16 protein-coding genes are annotated in these 22,584 nt (G+C 55.1%); 5 read left to right on the forward strand and 11 right to left on the reverse strand.

Features of this window, described 5'->3' with window-relative positions:
• Positions 1 to 899, forward strand: an 899-nt coding sequence (locus VFO10_RS01130) for a hypothetical protein (RefSeq protein ID WP_325136821.1), incomplete at its 5' end; no start/stop codon positions are given.
• Positions 900 to 903: 4 nt separating this feature from the next.
• Here the strand turns inward: VFO10_RS01130 and VFO10_RS01135 are convergent.
• The 5 genes from VFO10_RS01135 to acs all read right to left on the reverse strand — a co-directional run bounded on the left by VFO10_RS01135 (position 904) and on the right by acs (position 14,312).
• Positions 904 to 2,079: a type IV pilus twitching motility protein PilT gene (locus tag VFO10_RS01135; RefSeq protein ID WP_325136822.1), complete on the reverse strand. Its 1,176-nt coding sequence runs from the start codon at positions 2,077 to 2,079 to the stop codon at positions 904 to 906.
• A 74-nt stretch (positions 2,080 to 2,153) separates the two neighbouring features.
• Complete coding sequence (locus VFO10_RS01140; RefSeq protein WP_325136823.1) at positions 2,154 to 6,014, reverse strand: hypothetical protein; 3,861 nt, start codon at positions 6,012 to 6,014, stop codon at positions 2,154 to 2,156.
• On the reverse strand, positions 6,008 to 10,336 hold the full coding sequence (locus VFO10_RS01145) for a hypothetical protein (protein ID WP_325136824.1): 4,329 nt from the start codon (positions 10,334 to 10,336) through the stop codon (positions 6,008 to 6,010). The genes VFO10_RS01140 and VFO10_RS01145 overlap by 7 nt, the downstream gene beginning before the upstream one ends.
• Before the next feature lie 256 nt (positions 10,337 to 10,592).
• A complete protein-coding gene (locus VFO10_RS01150; protein ID WP_325136825.1) occupies positions 10,593 to 12,215 on the reverse strand; it encodes a GMC oxidoreductase in 1,623 nt (540 codons plus the stop codon).
• A 117-nt stretch (positions 12,216 to 12,332) separates the two neighbouring features.
• Positions 12,333 to 14,312, reverse strand: coding sequence for an acetate--CoA ligase (gene acs / locus VFO10_RS01155; RefSeq protein ID WP_325136826.1), 1,980 nt, complete (start codon positions 14,310 to 14,312; stop codon positions 12,333 to 12,335).
• Positions 14,313 to 14,469: 157 nt separating this feature from the next.
• Here acs and VFO10_RS01160 point away from each other — a divergent pair, with 157 nt between their 5' ends.
• The gene (locus tag VFO10_RS01160) at positions 14,470 to 15,993 is read left to right on the forward strand and encodes a serine protease (protein ID WP_325136827.1); all 1,524 of its coding nucleotides are present in this window, start codon (positions 14,470 to 14,472) and stop codon (positions 15,991 to 15,993) included.
• On the opposite strand, the gene VFO10_RS01165 is transcribed toward VFO10_RS01160, so the two are convergent.
• Positions 15,913 to 16,242: a DUF962 domain-containing protein gene (locus VFO10_RS01165; protein WP_325136828.1), complete on the reverse strand. Its 330-nt coding sequence runs from the start codon at positions 16,240 to 16,242 to the stop codon at positions 15,913 to 15,915. The two genes, VFO10_RS01160 and VFO10_RS01165, sit on opposite strands and share 81 nt — an antisense overlap.
• 55 nt (positions 16,243 to 16,297) lie before the next feature.
• On the opposite strand from VFO10_RS01165, the gene VFO10_RS01170 reads away from it, so the two are divergent.
• Positions 16,298 to 17,164, forward strand: coding sequence for a S1 family peptidase (locus VFO10_RS01170; RefSeq protein WP_325136829.1), 867 nt, complete (start codon positions 16,298 to 16,300; stop codon positions 17,162 to 17,164).
• On the opposite strand, the gene VFO10_RS01175 is transcribed toward VFO10_RS01170, so the two are convergent.
• The 5 genes from VFO10_RS01175 to htpX all read right to left on the reverse strand — a co-directional run bounded on the left by VFO10_RS01175 (position 17,109) and on the right by htpX (position 21,070).
• Positions 17,109 to 17,768, reverse strand: coding sequence for a Pr6Pr family membrane protein (locus tag VFO10_RS01175; protein WP_325136830.1), 660 nt, complete (start codon positions 17,766 to 17,768; stop codon positions 17,109 to 17,111). The two genes, VFO10_RS01170 and VFO10_RS01175, sit on opposite strands and share 56 nt — an antisense overlap.
• 20 nt (positions 17,769 to 17,788) lie before the next feature.
• Complete coding sequence (locus VFO10_RS01180) at positions 17,789 to 18,157, reverse strand: phage holin family protein (protein ID WP_325136831.1); 369 nt, start codon at positions 18,155 to 18,157, stop codon at positions 17,789 to 17,791.
• 105 nt (positions 18,158 to 18,262) lie between these two features.
• Positions 18,263 to 18,859: a hypothetical protein gene (locus tag VFO10_RS01185; RefSeq protein ID WP_325136832.1), complete on the reverse strand. Its 597-nt coding sequence runs from the start codon at positions 18,857 to 18,859 to the stop codon at positions 18,263 to 18,265.
• A 250-nt stretch (positions 18,860 to 19,109) separates the two neighbouring features.
• Positions 19,110 to 20,135: a TerC family protein gene (locus VFO10_RS01190; protein ID WP_325136833.1), complete on the reverse strand. Its 1,026-nt coding sequence runs from the start codon at positions 20,133 to 20,135 to the stop codon at positions 19,110 to 19,112.
• 20 nt (positions 20,136 to 20,155) lie between these two features.
• The gene (htpX, locus tag VFO10_RS01195; RefSeq protein WP_325136834.1) at positions 20,156 to 21,070 is read right to left on the reverse strand and encodes a protease HtpX; all 915 of its coding nucleotides are present in this window, start codon (positions 21,068 to 21,070) and stop codon (positions 20,156 to 20,158) included.
• A 245-nt stretch (positions 21,071 to 21,315) separates the two neighbouring features.
• Here htpX and VFO10_RS01200 point away from each other — a divergent pair, with 245 nt between their 5' ends.
• Positions 21,316 to 21,936: an exopolysaccharide biosynthesis protein gene (locus VFO10_RS01200; protein ID WP_325136835.1), complete on the forward strand. Its 621-nt coding sequence runs from the start codon at positions 21,316 to 21,318 to the stop codon at positions 21,934 to 21,936.
• A gap of 57 nt (positions 21,937 to 21,993) precedes the next feature.
• Positions 21,994 to 22,476: a DUF3015 family protein gene (locus VFO10_RS01205; RefSeq protein ID WP_325136836.1), complete on the forward strand. Its 483-nt coding sequence runs from the start codon at positions 21,994 to 21,996 to the stop codon at positions 22,474 to 22,476.
• The last annotated feature ends 108 nt before the right edge of the window (positions 22,477 to 22,584 follow it).

Below are 22,584 nucleotides of genomic sequence, written 5' to 3' on the forward strand. Positions count from 1 at the left end.
TCCTATTCGGAGACGGCGGCAGGCAAGTAGACAGCAGCAAGCAAGTAGACAGCAGCAAGCAAGTAGACAGCAGCAAGCCAGGAGACGACAGCAGTCAGGAAGAAGCCCTGGAATATAGCTACAACGATGTCGACGACAGCGGCGCCTGCCCCGTGGCATTCGATGCACTCCGTTATTTCACAACCCTGAAAATCATGGTGAAGGACAGCAAACTGGAGGCAGATCTGCGCCGCGCTTATGTGCATTTTCTGAACGGCGGGGAATCGCAGGATAAACTTTCGGCAAGCTTACGCCCCGACGTCAGCGCCACAGTCAATAAAATGCTGAATAAAACGAAAAAGGGCAAAATCAGAATAGAAGGCCCACTCAAGGCTTTGCCTGCACCGAAAGCTCAGGCTCTCTTCGCCCTTATCAAACCCCACTGCCCCGGCTGTCAGTTCCTGGACGCCGCTGAATACGAGGTCAGCTCCGGCGGCAGCGCGGGACTGGAACGCTATTGGGTCCTTGTGGAAGCGGCGCCTCAAAAGCAGGACATCATTGAATTCAAGGAACTCACGGAACCAGCAAGCCAAAGGGGAAAATGGGCCCGGAAGCAAAAGTTCTCCCGCGCCGATATTCTGAAAGACCTATGGGGCATCCGGTGGCCCACGTCCTTTGCCTTCGTTTCCTTTGAATCCCAGCCTTTCCTCATGCGCAGCCGCTTGAATGCAGATCTTCCTTTGGACAATCTAAGTCCCGAGCAGAAAAAAGCCATACTCACCGAGCAGGTCTATCAACTGGCTCAGCTGCACAAAAAAACGCTGACCGGCAATACGCTTTTGGAAGAGTGGCTCGGGCGGCAGAGTGAATTCCAGGCCCGGCGTTACGGGGAAGCCCTGCTCGCGGCGCAGGGCGGCTGAGGATTTATTTCTCAAGATCCCGAATCGCGGTCCAAAGGTCATCATCATCGGGATCGTCGATGGTATAGACCGTGTCACCGGACGCAGGACTGCCTGATTTCTTCGGCGCCGCCGCCGGCGTCTCATAGCGCTCCGGAATCACAGCGTCTGCGGGAGACGGAGCGGGAGCCGAAGGCCCATAGCGAACCGGCTTGATGAGCTTGGGTTTTGCTTCCAGCCACTGCCGGTATTTTTCACGATGCAGACATCCTAAATCCGTCCCACCATAATAGGTATCACCGAGGCTGGTTATATCACACAGACGAATTTTACTGCGGGCGGCTGTCGAGGTGAAGAAGAGCTCACAGATCGGAGCCTGCTCATTAAACTTGGGAATCAGCGTCAGAGTCTGACAGACAACCACCTGCAGAACCTGCGCCAGCTGATCGGCGGTGTGCTCACGAATCTCCGCGGGAAAAGCGCTCAGGATGCGTTGAATCGCTTCCGAAACACTCGACGCATGCAGCGTGGCAAAAACAAGGTGACCCGTCTCGGCCGCATTCAGAGTCAGCTGGATGGCCTCACGATCGCGCAGCTCACCCACCAGAATCACATCAGGATCTTCGCGCAGGGCGTCCTTCAACCCCTGGCCAAAGCTCGGCGTATCCCGTCCCACTTCCCGCTGCCGAATCAAAGAGTTTTGATTGGCGTGAAAATATTCGATGGGCTGCTCCAGAGTCACGATATTCAGAGATTTCCTGACATTGAGTTCATGAATAAGCGCCGCCAGCGTCGTGGATTTCCCCGAGCGGGTTGGGCCGGAAATAAGCACGAGCCCATGCTGCAGCTGCAGAATCTTTTCAAAGTTGGGATGCAGATTCAATCCGGCAAGGGTAGGCTGGGATTGCGCCAGGAGGCGAATGGAATAGGAGAGGCCGCGCGCGCTATAAAAAATGTGCACCCGGCAGCGGGCTCCACCTATCTGTTCGGAAAGATCGAAGGACCGTTCGGCTTTCAAAGTGTCATAACGAGGTCCCAAAAGATCCTTGGTCCACTGCCGCAGCTTATCGTAACTGATCGGCCCACCCTGATTTTTGATCTTCCCATCACAGCGAAAATAAACGTTTCCACCCGATTCCATGTGGATATCGCTGGCTTGCATCCGTCTCGCCAGCTGGACTAATTCCGTAAGGCTATTCATGTCCCATCCTGCTCCCAAAAACATCGACTTTCTTCTTAGCGTCGCCTGCCTGAGAGTATCATAAGGACCCGGTCCTAGGGAAACATGCCCGCCACAATTGAATTCAAAGCCGCCTTCAGATAAGGCACCACGTCCTCGGGTATGCTCTTGTCCTCGGGGCGTAATTTGGAGTCATAGATCATCAGCCACTGACTCGAATCGTTACACCAGGCCTGCTTTCCGCAGTCGACGATATGCATATTGCCGATGTGATAATCAAGGCCTTCGGCTTTGCGCAAAGGTCGGCGGCCGTCCGGTATCGGAACCTCGGCGCTGAGATCCACGAAAAATTCGGTCGAGACTTCCGCGCCCGTAAACGGTCGATCCAGCAGTCGGTGCATGGTCACATTGCGAATCGGAATAAAGCCCGAGGCCTTCGGTGAATTGGATTCGTAATCCACATAGTGCCTCAGGAAAACACCGTACTGAGTTTTCACAGGCCGCATGCGGATCGATTCGTGGAAGATCAAATTTTCTTCAAAACCCTGCGCATAATCCGGCCAGCGATCGAAATCAAAGAACTGACCTTCGACCGAAGGCTCATCGCCGCGCCTCAGTTGATACTGATCCTTGCTGACCAGAGTGAAAAGACGAATCAAGGTATAATCATAAATGGGCCGGCCGCGCTCATCCTTTTCCACCACACCATTTTTCATGCGATAGACAACCCGCGCGCTGGCGCAGGACACATCGTAAAAGACCTGTGTTCGGCACTCCTCTTCCACCGGAGGCAGATCACCACTGCTGCCGAGCTGCCACGGTATCTGGCTGAAGTCCATACTCAAATTATAGGGAATAGGTTCACCATCCGCATCCCCGGGATTTCCGCCAGGACCGGGCGTCGGCGTCGGTGTGGGATTGGGTTCGGGCTCAGGGTCAGGCAAAGGCTCCGGGTTCGCCGGAATATCAGGCTTCAGATCGCAGTGACCGCTATAGGGATAGGACGTAATCGGTGCTTTCAAAACCAGGGTCGTGGCCGCATGCTGCTCTGGAACAGGCATGAAAGCCATGCTACCGGCATCGAGCTCCAGCCCGCAGGTTTTCAGTCCGGTCAAAGGCAGCTCGCGCAGCGTATCATTCACAAGAGGAAGAAAGAGTTCATCGACCATGCTATTCACAGCAGAGCGCAACTTTTCGGTATCAAAACCAAAGGGATTGGCTTCAGGCCCTTCGAGCACCTCGACCATGAAATCCAGCGAATCCGCGCTGCGATCAATGACAAGACTCAAAGCCCCCACCTTCTCAAAGGTCTTTAACTTTTTCGGATTGCTGTAGGGTTTAAAGCCCAAAGTACTCTTCGAACGCATGGCCATCCGAATGGTGGCCAGCTTATAGGGCTTCCCTTCATGCTGCCCCTTCACTTCCATCAGCATATCCCCAAACGCCAATTCAAACTGGGGCAGCGCCCGCCCATCCCCCGACGGCTTGCCGGGCAGGAGCTGCAGCACAGGTGGCAGGAGCGGTTTGATGCTCAGGTTGATGACATCCTCGCGGCCTATCGTGATCGGTTTGCCATCCGCACCGATCGCCTGCACGCGACTCAGATCACTGCTCATCAGTTTGGGAATGAATTCGGCCAGCAGAATTTCCTTCCCATTTTTCAGCTGATTGGGATCAAAGACGGCGAAGCGTTCAATCGTACGAATCACCTTCTGATTCAGACTCAGGTGAAACATGCCCTTACGCCAGACATCCTGCAGCGTTTGATTCAGTGCATCGACTGGCAGTGAAAGGAGCGTGCCGGACGGTGTCGAGACTCCAAGGTCCTGCGGTGTGGGCAAGGCCCTCTGGCTTAACTTCAGAACGCCACTGTCCCCAAGCAGAGCGGGAGGAGCTTCCTGTCCAGGCGTGGGAATGCCTTCGATGTTCACGCCGATTTTTGCCGTGATAAAGCGATTCTCGGCGGTGGATTTCAATCCGAGGCCATCAAAGATCTGACCCTTGATTTTGGCCTGAAACGATGCAATCGGTTCGGGGAGATAATAAGGCAGCGGCAAGGTTAGACCCTCACCCAGCTGATGGGCTATGGTGCTTAAACTATTGGGTGCCACAATTTGTATAATATCGCGAGCGATGCCATTCACGATCTGCGGTTTAAACGAATCCACTTTCTCGCGAACCGCCTGGTTCACGATAAAATTCACGATGCTGGCCCACAGTCCTGAGTTCGGATCTATTTGCTCAGGATCGTTCACCACCACATGATCATGCCAGTCCTTGGTGTCAAAATAAGTCGATCCATTGGCATCGCCATTGCGAGGCTGACGCAGATCAAAGCCTTCAATTCCCCTGATTTTAAGGGAAATACGGCCACCTCTGGCATCCATATCCGTCTTCGCATGCGACTCCAGAAGGGGGCCATCCATAGTGAACGCAGTATCAAATTCAAAATAGCCTGTGGCCCCTGGTACAGATATGCCGAGGTACTTCGCTTCATCAATGCGCACAATGATCTTCAGACGTCCATAAAAATGCTTCACGCCCATATGAACCGCGAGATTATCCGCTTCAGGAACGAGGCGTGCACTCACATTGCCTGGCGTTTCCGCAATCTTCATTTCGGACACATAGATGTCGGTGATGGCCTTGTAATTCACCTTACCGATGAGCCCGCCGAGAAGAGGCGTCTGGCCTGACACTGGTAAATTGCAGAAAGGCCCCAGGTTCTGCAGGTAAATAAATTCAGAGGGCGCGCGACCGTCACAGGCTCCTGGCACCGTCCTGGGATACGCACCCTTCTTCACTTCCATGATGCCATTAAAATTAAGCCGCGGAACACCCCGACCCTGCTCGTCCACATAATCCATGGTAAAGCGTCCCGCCGCGAAATCACCGATCAAACGCGCAAAAGCTGGCAGACCGTTATTGGCATCAAGGGCCGCGTGAACCATGGTGTTCGTGCGTGCTTCGGTAAGATCACCCCACAGAAAGGCGAGCTGCCGATAATAGGTTTCACCGCGCTCACTCGTGATGGCCCACTCATAGGCATTTACACCCGGTATCGGTGCCAAGGCACCGACCAGCTTCACGCTCAGCGAAGCCTTTGAACAATCATTGTCACAGGCCTGCCAGCTCTCTTTCGAACCAAGACGCCGCAGGTTTATCCGTTTCGCGTTATCCCTGTCATCCAGCTGACTTTCGAGCAGGGGCTCAGGATGCGTTCCTTTGTTGAATTGAGTGCCCTGCGTCAGCGAAAGCGGAAGACCATCCAGCCGATGGTTCATGCGAAAGGCGGCACCGGTCGTCAGCTCCAAAGAGAAAGGCGTCAGCGGACGACCCTGGTTGGAGATGGGCCTGGTGGATGAACCGGCATCTGAAAGGATTTGAATTCGATACGTTTCCTCGGGCAAAAGTTCCTGATAGGGATCAAAGAGCAGCGTTCGATTATCTTTCCAAATCAAGGTGCCGTTCACCTTCTGTCCACGGCTATCGAGCATCTGAAAATTATTATTCACCTGCTCCTGCGCCAGCTGCTCGACCAGTCCACCGCCGCCGCGCTGCAAAGAAAAATTCAGGGTGATCGTATCAAAGCGGGATATGCTGCGCGCGGCACCGGATTTCCAGCAAACTTCCAAGCCCGTCTTGCCAAAATCCGCATCACTGCAAAGGCGACCCGTGGCCGCAAGAACGCGATCGCGAGCCGGTACATCATCATCGATCGGTGGCAGCGGATTCGGAGCTGATGGCGCGGGTTTGGGCACCGGCAGAAGATCAGGCGCCGTGGATGGAGGAGGCGTGGACGGACGATCGCCCAGTGCCGGGGGCAATGGGCTGGTTAATTCCGTGGCTGCCCCCGTTTCGGGATTCTGATGCGCCGACACCTTCGGCAGCTTTTTTCCAGGGCTGCAGGCCGCGAGAAGCGAGAACATTAGAATGAGAATACCAGTCCTTAACATGCGGCGTTCCCCTTTTCACAGTCCTCGCGTCGAAGCCAGATGCGGATAAGATTCAACTGATCCCGCAGACGCTTCTGCCCATCCTGCATCTGTTGATCGAGGGTCTTGATGAAATACTGATAGCTGATCGCGCCGGTTCCGCGCCATGCGACGTTCTTTTCAAAATAATGCAAAACCTTTTGAGTCGAACGGGCGAGTTCCTCCCATTCATCCAAAGCGGCCAGCACCCATTCCGTTTCGAGGGCCCGGAAAGCCTTAAAAACAAGCCTTAAATCAGCACGAAGCTTCGGGTCCCGGAGCTGCTGCATGATGATGCCATCCGGTCCAAGCCCCAGGCGCCTATCCTGCAGCAGATGCCAAAGCTCGGTTCCATCCCGCTCATAAAGTCCGGCCGTCATACCCCGCAGGGCTTTCTGCATCCGATCAAAGCTTTGATCCCGAGGCATTTTTTCCAGCCATTGTATGATGTGAAGCCCGCCTTCAAGTGTGGCTTGCAGCACCGCATCCAGCTCGCTCCGCAGGGACGGCTGCCAGTTATTCTGCAGATCAACCAAGGGCTCCCGCAGCTGATGCGTGAGTCGAATCACCGATAACAGCGCCTTATCGCTCAAACCCTTTTTGAAAAGATCCTGCCACAGATGGGACAGCGACCCCTCATCATCCGCACTCGCAACGGCATCAACTGTAAAACGCAGCAGCTTATCCAGATCATGAGCCATCACCGTGCGATCGGGAAAACCCGAGGCGGCATCCTGATATATTTTCCAGAGCTTGGGTGACAGCCGATCAAAGGCCGCGACCAGACCCAGCATCAGGCGTCGATTCTCGGATTGAAAGGCGAGCCGCATCAATTTATAGCTGGGATGATCCCAGGCAAAGTCCTCAAAAACCCCGACTTTCATAGCCTGGGGGAAGGTGTAGGCCAGGAGTATGCCCGCAAAAGGATCCTCCGGTTTTTCCAAAAGGCGACTGGTGGTTTGAATCAACTTTGGGTCCTGACTGATGCAATCCGCCAGCCGCAGAAGGAAAGTCAGCGTCGACTCCTGCGCCTGAACGCTGCTTTCATAAGACGTTGTCACCGCATGAATCAGATCAAAAACGGGATTATTGCCTTCGCTCGAAAGGCGGCCGAGTTTTTTCAGAGCATCCGTAAAGACCTTATCGCCCATCTCGTGATTATAAGCCGCGATCACATGATCAATCAGTCCAGGCGCATGCCAGCGAAAAGCGGAATAAACAGCCTCCCGATGCTGCAGTCTGGCATTGGCCACCGGCATCCAAAGGGGAGCCAGCTCGTGAAAACGCACGAACTTTTGATAATCACCGGGAACGGATTGGACCTTCAAACGCCGGATCGCCTCGGGCAGCTGTAAAAGCGCGGGCTTCAACTGGGGATTGCGTCCCATATGAAGGACATTCCGCCAATTGTTTTCCCAAAGAGAGGCGGGAATGCTCCCCGCAGGAAGTTTGCGTCCGGCACAGAGTTGGGCGAGCTGAGCCGGACTATCCTGAAACCCGAGAGCATCCCGCCACTCCTTTTGAAAGTCAGCACTGAAATCCGTGCCGCTGACAAAAGGACAGAAATGATCGAGGACGCGGTCTTCCATAAAGCGGCGCCAACTGGCAAAGCTTTTCACTGTAAAGGGGCAGGCTCCCACGCCCTGGCCTGCGGGACAGAAGGCATCAAATCCCACGGCGGGAACAATCAGCTGCTGACCGCGCGATTGATAGACAGAGCTGACAGCCTGCAGCTGCAGAAGGAGTTTATGCTGAGTGGAAAGTTTTTCACGATCGATGACATTCAGACGACCCTGAGTCAGAACCTTGCGATTACGGGCCGCTTCCAAAAATTCCGTGCGGACGGCATTCGCGTCCTGAGGCAATTTTTGCAAAAGGTCCTGCAAACCTGGGGCCCCTGTGAAAAATCCACTATCAAAGGCCCAGAATCCGGCCCAGGTCTGCTGTGAACCGGTCAGGACAGGCAGGCCTAAAAACGCCTGAGGCGCGCGCTCTTTGGTAAAGGCCGGTGTCAGAGGCAGACTCGCAATGGTGCTGCCTTCCGGAAGTTTCGGCGTCACAGCGAGCCAGTTCTGAGCCGCAAAGAGTGCGAACATGCGCGCGTCTTCAGCCGAGAGTGCGTCCCCTTCGAAGAGATCCCAGGGAAGAGTTTCCCCCAGGTATCCCAGTTCCTTCTGCAGGGCATGTGTCCAGCTCGGAAGATAGGAATCGTTGATCCAGCTCTCCAGTTTTTTCGCACGCGAGGGATCGGAAGAGGCCGTGAGAAGAGGCAGCTGATCCCGAAAACGCGTGAGCATCATCCAGCCATCAGCCGTCTCCTGGGTTAGCTGGGCTATTGCATAAGGCGCAGTTTGCCGCGCGATCTCTCCACTCGGTAAAAAGGCAAGATGCGTTGTGATGCTGCCCGGCCAGTCGGGAGTTATTTTCTCCGTCTCGGGTTTGATGGAGACCGTCGGGTTTTTGATAATCCCCGCCGTCTCCCGCAGGGGGCTGATGATCTGACTGAAATCAGCAGGCTTCAAAATGCCCGGCAGCTCCTGATCCAGTTGTTTCCAGGCCACATCGAGTGGCAAGGCCCCGCGTGCCGCCGCGTCCACAGCGCCAAAGGCGTAAAGCCCAAGACCGATGCGCTGCAGTTTGATATCGCTATTTTTCTGGTACCAGCCTTCCGGATTCCGCGCATCGGGCCAGACATCGCGGAATTCATCCGGCAAAGTATTCAGCTTTTGCAGAACAAGGCCATACCAGGATTCCAAAAAATCCTTCTTCAGAAGCGCCGCAAAACGCGGGTCAGCCTGCAAAGCCTCATCCGCTGCGACAAGGTCCGCGGCTGTCTCCGGCAGATGTTCCTGCCAGAATATTTTGAGTTGATCGAGCCGCTCCCCGTCCAGGGGGCCATAGGCCAGCTGACGATTCTTCAGGCGATAAGGATCGGCCCGCAGCTCTTTTTCCAGCCAATTCCAGGCGAATTGTCCGAGTTTTTTCATATCCGCCGCAGACACCCGGGCCTCGTCCGGCAGCCAGGAGCGTCCACACACACCCGTGCGGCAGTTGAGTCCCAGCGTTTCATCCAGATAAAGGAGAAGCGGAACCCGGCCCTGACAGGTCGCTTGTGGGGTCAGAAGAGGCCTCAGAATAGCCCGAGGATCATCCAGTTCGGGATCGGATTTCAGCCCAGCGAAATCCATCGTGCAGCTTTGCAGGCGGCCGCCGTCCCAAAGAAAATCCTCGACCAGTTCGTGCAGATAGGTGGAGCCGGCTTTTTCCTCGAAGGCATCACGATAACTCGGATTATCGCGGATCTGAGCCAGACCTTTCATGGCCGGCTCAAGATCCTTGAGGCTTGTGTGCAAAGCCTGATTCATAAGCTCGCGCAGATCGGTAAGAAAATTCTCCTGCCGCAGAGCATACGATCGAAAAAGATGATAAAGGTCATGCGTCCTGCGTAAAAGTTCGTCTCTTTGTGTTTCAAGACCCATGCGCAAAAAAGCAGCCGCGCTATGCGCCCAGCGTTTCTGTTCCTCGTCCGTGGACGCCTTCCAATATTGCAGCGCATGTCCAAAAAAAGACTGGGGTTCGGCATGCCCCTGGCTTTCCCCTTTCCAGGGATAAAAACGCGGTTCCCACAATTTTTTCAGTCCCGCGGCAAACAGCGGATCATCCAGAGTTTCCTTTTGCAGGCTCTGAAGATCATCCCTCACGGTCGCATCCGTCAGCACCTTATGCGTAAGCCCGGCAAGCGCAGCAGGAGGCAGCGCATCACTCCAGGCCATCAGTTCCTGAAGAAATCCATCCAAAGCGTCGGCGTCTTCAAGCGCCATGAGAAACTGAAAAAGTGGCCGCGGACGCATAGCACTCAAAGTATTCTGCAGAGTGTCCCAGCGGCTCTCTGTTCCCGCAAGGGCCAGCCCGCGTTCATCATGAATTCCGCGGTCCATAAGAGTGATAAGCGCGCTGAGGTTAGGATACACACGCGCATCGCTCAGATTTTTACGGGGTTCGATCAGCAGCAAATCCATCGCGGTCTGCAGTCGATCCAGGCCGATGCTTTCGATCAGACGCAGACTGTGCGCGAAAGTTTCCTCGTTCCGTTCATCCTGAATCGCAGCGCAGCGAACAAACTCATGCAGAAACTGAGCAGTCCACGCCGCATCGCGAGCCAGATTGAGTTCGGCGCAGGCCGCCCGTGCCGCATCGCTTTTATTTTCAGGCTCCGGAGCCTGATTCAGTCGAGCCTTATGACAGGCACTGATTCCACTCAGGGTCAGAAGGATACCAACCAGCCATGTTCGAGCCTTGCTCATGATCACCGCTTATCCCTTGATATTAATCTGGCTAATCCTATTAACAAGAATAATGGGGTGAGTCTATTTCTATGTGGCGGCTCCAAAGCCATAAGATGCGCTGAGTTCATAAGATGGAGCGCAATTTCAGTAAATTCCACGTCGCTTCAAAGGCTTGCTGGTGAACTTTTGTAGGCTGGATAAAAAGGCGGTGAAAAAATGCGAAAGCCAGGAAAGAAGCCTGGCTTATGGGTTTGATTGAATACGTCAAAAAGACTTAAAAGTCCTGAGCCACGATCTCCGCGATATTTCGCTCGGCCAAAGCGGAGATAGTAAAGGAAGGATTGCAGCAGCCTGAGGCCCCTGGCATCAAAGCGCCGTCATTCACATAAAGACCTTCATAACCTTTCACGCGACCATAAAAATCGCAGGCTTTGCCGATCACGCAGCCTCCCAGCGGATGATAGCAGATATCATCCTTCACCTTTTCGCGCAGATAGGTCAGCACCGAACTCGTCCAGCCGCCGTTGGCTTGATTCAGTTTCTTCAGCGTATCCAAAAGAACTTCGTTCACAACGTCCTGGCCCGCATCATTCTTCGGCCAGTCGATCACCACTTCGTCCCTTTCCGGTACATAGCGGAAGCTGCCGCGCGTCGGTGTCAGACCTATGCTGAAATACATCAGAGCATGCAGATCAATGCCGACCGGAAATTGCGGATGTTCGATGAAAACCGGCGTCAGGGGATGATCCAGAACATTCAGACCCAGCGCCGGAGGTCCACCCTGCACGCGGCCTGTGGATTCGGGAATGCCGAGACGCAGGGCATAGGCATTGCCGTTATTGCCCCAGCCTTGACCAACTTCATCATTCAAAGCCGGCAAGGTTCCCTGGGCTTTGGCCTTCACCAAAAGGCTCGTGGTGCTGACAGATCCCGCGGTCAGAAAAAGTTTCCGACAAAGGATGCCGCGCAAAGCGATGACATCGCCGTCTTCATTCAGCTCTTCAAGAGCAACCCGATAAAGTCCCTCGGCAGTCTGACCAATCGAGCTCACGCGATGCAGCGTTCTGATTTCCAAAAGCCCGCTGTCCTCGGCCTCTTTCAAATAGCTGCGATCGACCGAGCCTTTGGCTCCGCTATTCACGCCATAAACCGCCTCGCCCGCCGTCAGCGACGCAGGGATTTCACCGCGAAGTTCCTGCCGCACGATATCCCAATCGGTGGAGGTGGCCACATCTTCAGAACGAACGCCGGCCTTTTCATTATGAGCCTCGGCCACGCGCACGTGCTGATAGCAATCGGCATCGCGCACGTCATCCGGCAGCGTGCTGCGATTCAGACGACGACCCACTTCATCATAATAGGGCTGCAGTTCCTCGAAGGTGATTTCCTTCGGAAACACGCGTTCGAAAATTCTTTTCTCGGGCTTGACCATGACGCCGCCCCAGGTGATTGAACCACCGCCCCAGGCCGCACCATTCAGAACCATTTTGCCCGCAAGTTTTCGGCCCTGCAGGACGCCGGTCGTTTTGCGAATAGGCAGCGGAGGTCCCAAGGGAATGACCGTGACGGGGCTCAGCCAGGTCGAACGCCCATCGGGATAAAGATTCTTCGAAAAACGCTGCGTGCCCCTGGCCAGCGGCTGATCCCAGCGCCGACCCTGTTCGATAATGGTGACCGCTTTTCCGCTTTGAACAAGGCGCAAGGCAGAAATGGCTCCGCCAAAGCCGGAACCGATCACGACGATCTCACGGGTTTCATCAGGAAATTTTTTCGGGGGAGCCTGAAAGGCCAGAGCCTCAGGCCCTTGCAGAGCGGCCAAGGAGCCAGCCAAAGCCGAGAATTGCAGGAACTTACGGCGGTTGATCGAAGCGTTCGTGGGTGAAATTTCTGAAGTCATCGACATCCTCATGTGTGTACATTGGGATTCGAGTCTAGCGTGATTCCGCTAAAGATCAAGCCCCGCCTGATGTTCACATGAGGCAGAAAGGGAGAGCCAAAACTCTCCCTCGCGTGCTTAGACTGAGTCCTGCTCTTCGACCTGCCGCAGGCGTTCCAAAACGCTAAAGTCTTCGAGCGTTGTCATATCACCGGCTGCACTGCGACCCGCGGCGATATCCCGCAGAAAGCGCCGCATGATCTTGCCCGAGCGGGTTTTCGGCAAAGACTCGGTAAAGCGGATATCATCCGGCCGGGCCAAAGCCCCGATTTGTTTCACCACATGCTGGATGAGTTCATCTTTAAGGTCCGGTGTCGGCTGACGCTTGCCTTCCAGCGTGACAAAGCAGGAAATGCTTTCACCTTTGATAGCATCGGGGCGGCCTACCACAGCGGCTTCGGCGACTGCATCGTGACTGACCAGCGCGCTTTCGATTTCCATGGTCGAGAGGCGATGCCCGGACACATTCAGCACATCATCAATGCGGCCCATGATCCAGAAGTTTCCGTGCTCGTCGCGACGCGCGCCATCCCCGGTGAAGTACATGCCTTTGATATGCGACCAGTACTGCTTGCGATAGCGTTCGTCATCGCCATAGATCGTGCGCAGCATGCTGGGCCAGGGTTTTTTGACGACTAAAAAACCGCCGGTATTATCGGGCACCGGATTGCCATCGTGATCCACGACATCGACGTCGATGCCAAAGAAAGGCCTCGTGGCTGTGCCGGGCAAGGTCGGTGTCGCGCCAGGCAGCGGCGCAATCATGATCGCGCCGGTTTCCGTTTGCCACCAGGTATCGACGATCGGGCAGCGTCCGCCGCCGATTTTATTGCGATACCACATCCACGCTTCGGGGTTGATGGGCTCGCCCACAGTTCCGAGCAGACGCAGCGAGGAAAGATCGTGCTTATCGACGTTTTCATCGCCCCATTTGATAAAGGAACGAATCGCGGTCGGGGCGGTATAGAAAATGGAGACCTTGTATTTTTCAATGATCTGCCAGAAGCGCGACGCATCCGGATGATTGGGAGCGCCTTCGTACATCACGACGGTCGCAGCATTGGCAAGCGGACCATAAACCACATAGGAATGCCCCGTGACCCAGCCGACATCGGCGGTGCACCAGTAAACATCATCGGGTCGATGATCAAAGACTTCCGTAAAGGTCATGGCCACACCCAGCAGGAAACCCCCTGTCGTGTGCAGAATGCCTTTCGGCTGTCCGGTGCTGCCTGATGTGTAAAGGAGGAAAAGCGGGTGCTCGCTATCCAGCTCCTCGGCGGGGCAGACATCGCTCTGCTTTTGCATCAGCTCGTGCCAATCATAATCCCGGCCCGCGATCCATGGGGACTGCTGATCATGTTTCGTCCGCTGCAGAACCAGGACTTTTTCCACGGTCGGTGAATGCGCGAGAGCCGCATCGACATTATTTTTCAAAGGCACGACGCTGCCGCGGCGATAGCTGCCGTCCGCTGTGATCACGAGTCTGGCCTTGGCATCATTGTTCCGGCTGGCCAGGGCTTCCGCACTGAAACCACCGAAGACGACGCTATGCGTGGCTCCGATTCGCGCGCAGGCCAGGAGCGCCACGGCGATTTCAGGAACCATCGGCATGTAGATGGTCACGCGATCGCCCTTTTTGATGCCAAGCTGCTTCAGAGCATTCGCGCAGCGGCAGACATCTTTCAAAAGCTCGGCATAGCTGATCTTCCGGGTATCACCGGGTTCACCTTCCCAGATGATGGCGGTCTTCTCGCCCAGGCCGGCCGCGACATGACGATCCAGACAGTTGACGGAAGCGTTGATCTTGCCATCCGCAAACCATTCGGCGTGCGGCTCCTTCCAATCGAGGATGCGGGTAAAATCCTTCTGCCACTTCAGGTACTCCCTGGCTTTTTTTCCCCAGAAAGCTTCGGGGTCGCGGGCGGCTTCTTCACGAATCTTTTGATACTGCTCAAGAGATGATATGCGGGCCTGGGCCTGGAATTCCTTGCTGGGCAAAAAGCTGCGTTCTTCATGCAAAACACTGGTAATCGTTTGTGGGCGTTTGTCCGTCATGAGACCCCCTTGCCAGAAACATTGGATGATTGGTCGGGACTTTATCGGAAAACCGCGGGCTTGTCGAACAGCATGCATCGGGTCAACTTGCCATGCGACGGGCGCGACGCTCTATGCTAGAACATTCGCGAACCTTAAACCCGGCTGGGGGTCTGCCATGCATCGCCTTTCCCTGCTTCTCCTGATGGCCCTGTGCGCCTGCCAAAGTCCCTACAATTCAAAATTTCAAAATGAAGAAGGCGGTTTTCCTGAGCCTTCCGTTCTGCTGAAAAATGCTCATGGAGCTGCCCAGGCTGTCGCCGGTGTCGGGCGGTTTCAAGGCGAGATGACCTGCACGGCTTTTCTTTGGAAACCGGATGGAGCCTTGCCTGAAAGCAAAGCCTGGGCTCTGACCAATGGCCACTGTGTCATGCCCTATAGCGAACGCAGCAGCAGCTACGATGTTTGGGTGAAAAGACCCGCCTCGGCCGGATGGAATATTAAATTCCATTATTTCGTGGATACCCCTGCGGCTCAAAAATCTGTCGCTGTCGCATCCGTTATTTATGCCAGCATGAAGACTTCTGACCTTGCCGTGCTGGAACTGAATGCCAGCTGGTCGGAGCTGGAGCGCGAGAGTCTTTGGCCCTTGCCCCAGGCTGCAAAAGCTGCTGAATCCGGTCACGCGATCCGCACGGTGGGGATACCTCAGGGCTCCTTTCCTTTGGCAGAACAGTTCCTGCGCGAGGCCCGCTGCATCGAAGAAAAAACGGTATCAGTCGTGGAATGGTACTGGACGTGGTTTGATGCGCATAGGAATTCCTGTGCGGATATTCGCGAGGGCAGCAGCGGCTCGCCGGTTTTGAATGCGGAAGGCGAGGTCTATGCCCTGCTGAATACCACCAGCGCCACAGGCATCAGCGACAGCTGCTACCTGGGCAATCCTTGTGAACTGGAGCGACCCGGCGCGGTCATGGTTGCGAATAAAAACTATGCGGCTGCTATCGTTTCCCTGCAGGAATGTTTTCCGAATCAGACTTTGACGTTCGGATCAGACTGTCCCTTGCCGTCGCCTGAAACCATTGCCTATAGCGATGCGCCGCCCATTCCCACGCGGCCTTTCGATCGGCAGGGCCAGCCGCTTTTATGGAAGGTCAAAGCCGAAGGCGCACTGTGGAAAATGGGGCCCGCCGGTGAAATCAACTGCCGGGATGATGCAGGCTATCGAAACGAAGCATTGCCGTCGGGCGCGCTGCCGCAGGAAAACGGCCTTCATCTTTTGTGCCTGCAAAAAAAGGGTTTTGATGAACGCTTTCCGACTGTGGTGGTTTTGAGCGTGGATACGCGCGCACCGACTCTGAAGCCGGAACTTTCTCTTAGAGCCTTCGATCAGGATCTGAGCTTTGAACCCATTTTTCAGGTTCCCGAACTCTCTTTTTTCCGGGTGGGTTTTGGTCCCCGGGACACGACCAGCTGTGATCAGCTGAAGTTGGTGCCCTACCGCCGCATTCCCATTCGCATCTCCCAAAAAGATTTGCCCGCGCGGATCTGCGTCCAGGGTGAAGATCACGCCGGCAATCCCGGCCCGATCTTTGCCTACGATGTCAGCGGCGACGACGCCTCACGAAATCTTACGCGCAAGATGCGGTCCGAGTCGCCCGGTCAGAAACCGAAAGAGCATGACGTAATCCGCAAGCAGTGAATAGAGCGGATACTGAAAGGTGGCCGGACGATTTTTTTCGACAAGGAAATGGCCAATCCAGGCCGGCCCATAGCCGGCGGGGATGGCCGCCAGGCACCAAAGCCCTTGGCCGCTGGCAATCCCACCGAGCAGAAAGCCCAGTGAAGCAAGGCTCCCGCCGTAGTGCAGGGCCCGGCAGTGGCGGTCCTGATGCTGGCTCATGTAAAAAGGCCAAAATTCGGCGAAGCTGGTAATTCGTTTCTCTTTCATTGATGCTCCATGGTAAAACATAAAGATCAACATGATCCATCGCGGAGTAAGACGCATGCAGAGACTTTTCCTGTCTCTCTTCCTTCTGGGATTGGCCTCGTCCTGCAAACATCTCGGTGAAGATTCCAGCGAGAAAATGGTCAAAGGCCAGAAAGTGGATCCCGAAGATCCCATTGCCGCGCACACGGTTTCGATTATGGATCCGGATCCCGAGATTGGTCAATACTGTAGTGCCGTGCTTCTGGCCCGTGATGTGCTTTTAACAGCCGCGCACTGCTTCAATGATAAATCCCGCCGCGCCTATGCTTTCTTCGGTACGGCTTACAATCCGAAGCTGAGTATGAAGCAGCAGCCGCTGATCAAGGTTCGCCGAATCGCGGTGCATACTCAGTACAGTCAGGAGAAGGGTGATAATTACGACAGTAAAATTGCGGATGCCGCGCGTCCTGAGGATCTGGTGAGTCCAGGGCGGCCGCTTTATGATATCGCGCTGGCCTATCTCGATGAGCGTATTCCCGATACGTATCAGCCCACGCCTCTGGCCGGCGGCGCGGTGGATCTGATCAACGGAGAGATCACGACAGCAGGCTTTGGCTGCACGACTACGATCTGCCGCGGCAAGACCAATATTCTGCGGAAAGTTTCGATGCGCTACGTGAAGACTTTTCCCGAAGCCAGCATGGTGGCTCTGACCAGCGGGCAGCGTTCGGGTTCCTGCTCGGGCGACAGCGGTGGGCCTGATTTCATAGACGAGGGTGGCATTTTAAGGGTTTTCGCGCTGGTATCCACCGGACCGGATGCCTGTGAAGCCGGACTCTCAGTGGACACTTTGATTGAACCTTACAAAGGCTGGATCGATCAGGCGATCAGCGCGGTGCGGTCCGGTCGCCGGGGAGCGAGCTATACGCTGACGGAATTCTGAGCCTATTGTTCAACATAATAATTATGACCGCGAAGCTGCCAATTCCCAGAGCCATGATTCCATTCCACACAGCCCATTTCTGAAGACCGAGCTGGGCAATGTTGAGGAAGGGATAAGGATACCAGGAGCGCAGGGCGCCGAGTCCCATGATGACGAAGATATAGGCCAAAGGATAAAGCAGCCAGATCACAAAAAAGCGTTTGCACATCCGTGTCTCGGGACGATCCCAGAGCCAGTCGATGACCAGGAACGAAAACGCGCCGGAATGCAGGAAAATATTGGCCACGCTCGCCGCCGGCGACGAGAAATGAATGAGATGATGCAGAAAGAGCCAGTAGATGCTGGTGGTCATCGACATATAAAGGATCAAGGCCCCGCGGGTGCGATCATAGACGCTGCGTGACAGCGGGCGACCCCGCCAGCGCAAGACGGCATCCACGATGAAAAAGACGGCGACGAGCAGATTGCTCTGATTGGTGAAGTAGGAAAAAAAGTTGAACGCCGAAAAGTCGGCTCGCGTTTCCAGCAGGTGAGACAGCATAATCCCCACCGCCGTGAAGATCAAAACGCTGAGCGCAAGACGCAGAGCACGAAGGATGTTCAAACGTTCTCTCCCTTCATTCGTCACGCAAAGGTTTCAAACGCCGCGCGAAAGACCCATTGGATAATCGTGAGGACGATCGAACCGATAATCGCCGGCAACCAGCCGTTGATAGTAAAACCTGGAATCACAGCCGCGGATATCTTGAGCATGGCACCGTAAAGGATGAACCAGAAGATTCCGAGGGTCACGACAGTCAAAGGCAGTGTCAGGATCGTAAGGATAGGCAGAAGGAAATGATTGGCCACGGCCAGCACCAGCGCCGCCAGCAGAGCCGACACAAAGCCGTTGACCTGCATGCCTTTGATGACATGAGACGTCACCATGAGGGCGGCGGCATTCAAAAGCCAGATGATGAGGCTATGGATCATGGTTGTTTCGGACACGCGCATGCTGAATCTCCTGAAAGGGATACCAGCGCTGACATTCCTGCGTTCCGCGACATTTGTAAAGATGCCTTTTAGGCCGAGTTTCCTCGGCCTTTTCGGTACGAAGACTTACTGGCGTTCCACCTTAACATTACTGCTGACATTGACGCCGATGGCGCTTACAGCCTCGCCTTCGGTCTGGGAACCGACGTTGACGGCCACCATGCTGTCCGCAAGTCGGGCAGCCTGGGCCAGCTTAACCGTCAGCTCCGTCTTCACGTTAACTGTCACAACGATACAGTACCAGCCATTCGAGTTGGTCAGTTCCCAGGTCGGTGTCCCACCGACATTGACGCCCGCATAAAGGAGCGTCAGGGACGGACCTGTGGTCTGGGCCTTGTCGAGCAGAGTCGTGCCGGTGCTGCCGACGCTCACGCTCGCATAAATCTTCCGAACCTTTTCAAAACTGACGGGCGGCTCCTGCCCCCAGGCCTTGGCGCATTTGCCAATGGCATCCTTTTCCTTTTCGGTGGGCGGTTCCAAAACCGCTTTGCCACCATCGACGGAACCTGGACCCACAACCGCGGGATCCATGGCATCACCTGAATTCCCGATGAGGGAGGATTGACCAGAACCTTTGGAACCACTCAGTCCAAGAAAGCCTGCGCTGCCACAGCCGGACAAAAGCCCTGCCGCCAGCACGACGAACGAAACGGTGATGCGCATTGTGTGCCTCCAAACGCTTTATGCGGGATTAAATGCAATTTTCAGGCCTTTTTCCCTTGAAAACAGTGGCTTAAAGAGGATGAAAAAAGCTTTTGATGATCCGGCCTTAGGAATTCTTGCCTAAATCTTTCCGCGCGTTAGTGAGGCTTCGTCTGAACTTTAGGCGGCTTCTGTCAAAAAAAACGCCCCCCGAAGTCCGTGGACGCCGGGGGGCGGAAGTTTGGAAGATGCCTGCCTTTGTTGTAAGGGTTCAGGCGGATGGTACTTGAGTGCTCTTCGAGCTGTTCGGCTTGAAGAGCAGGGAAGCGATGATGGAAACGATCAGGATGCCGCTGATGATCATGAGCGACCAGGAAATCGGGAATTTCCCGTCGAAGGCTTCATTGAGCCAGACCATTTTCAGACCGACGAACATCAGAACGAAAGCCAGGCCGTGTTTCAGGTAATGGAACTTATGCATCACGTTCGCGAGCAAAAAGTACATCGAACGAAGGCCAAGGATCGCGAAGATGTTCGATGTGAAGACGATGAACGGTTCCTTGGTGATCGCGAAGATGGCCGGAATCGAATCGACGGCGAAGATCACATCCGAGAATTCCAGGAACGCGAGGCAGAGAAAGAGCGGAGTCGCCATCAGAACGCCGTTTTTCCGAACGAAGAATTCGGGACCTTCGATCTTCGTGGTGACCGGCAGGAACTTGCGGACAAGCCGCAGCATGGGATTTTTTTCCGGGTCCATTTCCTTGTCACTGGTGAAGAGCATCTTCAGACCCGTGAAGAGGAGCAGCACACCGAAGATCACCACCACCGCATGCCAGGTCATGAGCACCGAGCCGATCGCGATGAAGACGCCGCGGAAGAATAGAGCGCCGAGGATCCCGTAGAAAAGGATGCGATGCTGATACTGCGTTGGAATATTGAAGTAACTGAAGATCACGATAAACACGAATATGTTATCGACCGCCAGCGCTTTTTCCACGACATAGCCGGTCAGGAATTCAAGCCCCACCTGTCGTGAGGCCAGCAGGGGATCAAAGCCAGGAATGGCCATGAGCCGCGGATTGCCTGCAAAACTGTGGGCTGCGTAATGCATCAGCCCCCAGTTGAAGAGGAGCGCGAGCGAAACCCACACGACCGACCAGATACCGGCTTCGCGCATCGATATTTTATGGGCTTTGCGGTGAAAAACGCCCAGGTCAAGCACGATCATAAAACCGACAAAACCCAGAAAGATCAGATACAGCCACCAGTATTCAGCGATCGGGAAGAGTTGCATGAAGAATTCCTTTCCAGGTCTTAAGCGGCGCGCAAGTCCCGCAGACGAGCGATACGATCATCAAGAGAAGGGTGACTTGCGAAGAAGCGCATAAGACCCGAGGCGCGACCGCCTTCGATCTGCATGGTTTGCACGGCAGCCGAAGCTGGCTGACCCGGAGGCAGCATCATGTTACGCTTCAAAGCTTCCAGGGCTGCGATCATGTTCTCGCGACCACCGAGGCGGGCGGCACCGGCATCCGCGCGGTATTCACGCCAGCGCGAGAAGGCGGCAACCAGCATCGAACCAAGGATCATGAAGAGAATCTCAAGCACGATCTGGGTGGCATAGAAAATTCCCATCGACGGCGCTTCGTCTTCATCACTGCGGAAGAACTGCGAGGCACCATAAGCGATGATACGCGCCAGGAACATGACGAAGGCGTTGACCACACCCTGGAGCAGGGTCATCGTCACCATATCACCGTTGGCGATGTGCGCCACCTCATGGGCGAGCACGCCGCGCACTTCGCGTGGATTCATGCTGTGCAGCAGTCCGGTCGAGACAGCCACCAGGGAGCGCGACCTGGTCGGGCCGGTGGCGAAAGCGTTCATATCAGGCGATTCATAGATGCCGACTTCAGGCATGGTGGTCAGGCCCGCCTGGCGAGCGATGCTGTGAACCGTCTGCTTCAGCTCAATCAAGCGCTGGTCATATGTATTATCAGGAATGACTTTGACGCCCATCATCCACTTGGCCATCACCCGCGACAGCGCGAGCGAGATAAAGGCACCACCCATACCCCAGACGAGGCAGAAGACAGCCAGGGCTTTCATGTCAAGGCCGTAGGGTGTGAGGTAACGGTTCAGACCAAACACATTGGCAATCACCGATAGCGTGACTATGATCAACATGTTTAAGAGAAAGAAGAGACCGATTCGTTTAAACCATTGCATAGACATCTCCCGTTGGTTGCAGCTGCACATGAAACAGCGCAGTCTCCATCTTTACGGCAGACGGGGGTTATTCCAAAAATGGATAAAATCGAGATACTTTATCGCTTTAAGTGAAGATTGTTTGGTAAAAATATCAAATAAATTCAAAAAGATAGACTTCTTAGATTGTCATCATCCGCACAGTTTTTATCATGAGGCCTTGCGGGGCTGATTAGCCTGCGACCACCCTGGACCGGAGCTTTTGCTTGAACGAACATGACGAACACAGTCTCTCGCGCGAGTTTCAGGAAATCGAAGGCCTCTGCGGTCATGGCAGTATTACTTTACGGCGCATACTGGACCATATCCACGGCCGTGGCGAGGCCATGCTGACTTTAGTGCTGGCAGGGCCTTTCCTTCTGCCGATTCCGCTGCCTGGACTTTCCATTCCCTTCGGCATTCTCATTGTGATCTTCGGACTGAGCCTGAGCACGGGCTGGAAACCCTGGCTGCCGGAAAAATGGGTGCACCATCGCATCCCCGAGGACCTGCTGCGGCGCTTCTGCCAGGCCGCGCGGAAATTCCTGCACAAAGTCGAGCGCTATATCCGGCCTCGTTATCATTGGATGCATCGCAATCGTATGTTCAAAGGCGCGGCTGGCGGGATGATCACAGCGTGCGGTGTGCTTCTCGCGCTGCCTTTGCCGCCCGGAACCAATGCGCCGCCGGCTGCAGCGATCGTGTGTCTGTCCGTGGCTTTGCTGGAAGGAGACGGGCTTTTGCTGGTCCTCGGCTACTTTCTTTTTGCTTTCAACCTGGCATTTTTTACCCTGCTTCCCATCCTGGGCTATGAAGCGATCATGTCCATACTGAGGTCCGGCTTCTAAGCTTTCGTGGCATCTGTTACAATCAACGCAAAGACTCCCGTGATGGAAGGAGATGCCATGCGCTTTTCAGCAGCTTTCTTGGGCCTGTTTTTACTGGCGATGGGTGGATCGGCGAGTGCGGCCGACGGCAGCAGCGGCTGCGGACCGGGCTGGTACATCCTGAAACAAAACACCATGCTGTCCTCGGTGGGCCGGGCGATCACCAACGGTTTTCTCTTCCCCATCACAACGCTCGGGATGACCTTTGGAACATCCAACTGCGCCAAGCACTCGCTGGTGGAGGAGCATAAGCGCAGTCTGCACTTTGCCACCCGCAGCTACGATATCCTGCGCCAGGACATGGCCCGCGGTCAGGGTCGTCACCTGGATGCCTACCTTGCAACCTTCGGCTGCAATGGGCTTGCCAGGCAAAATCTTGCCGGTCAGATGCAGGCTGCGTTTGAACATGAACTTTATCTGACGATCCAGCCTGAGGCCCTTGTGGAATCCACCGCCGTCATGATCCAGGCTTCGCCTGCGCTGCAGTCGTCCTGCTCCTGATATGCCTGGACTTCGGATCCTTGGCCTACTTTTTTTGATCAGCTTCCCGGCAAGGGCGCAGACTTCTGCGCCTTCCACGCATCCGTCCTGGTTGCGCCTTCTACATTA

Source organism: Oligoflexus sp. (assembly GCF_035712445.1).
Taxonomy (GTDB): Bacteria; Bdellovibrionota_B; Oligoflexia; order Oligoflexales; family Oligoflexaceae; genus Oligoflexus.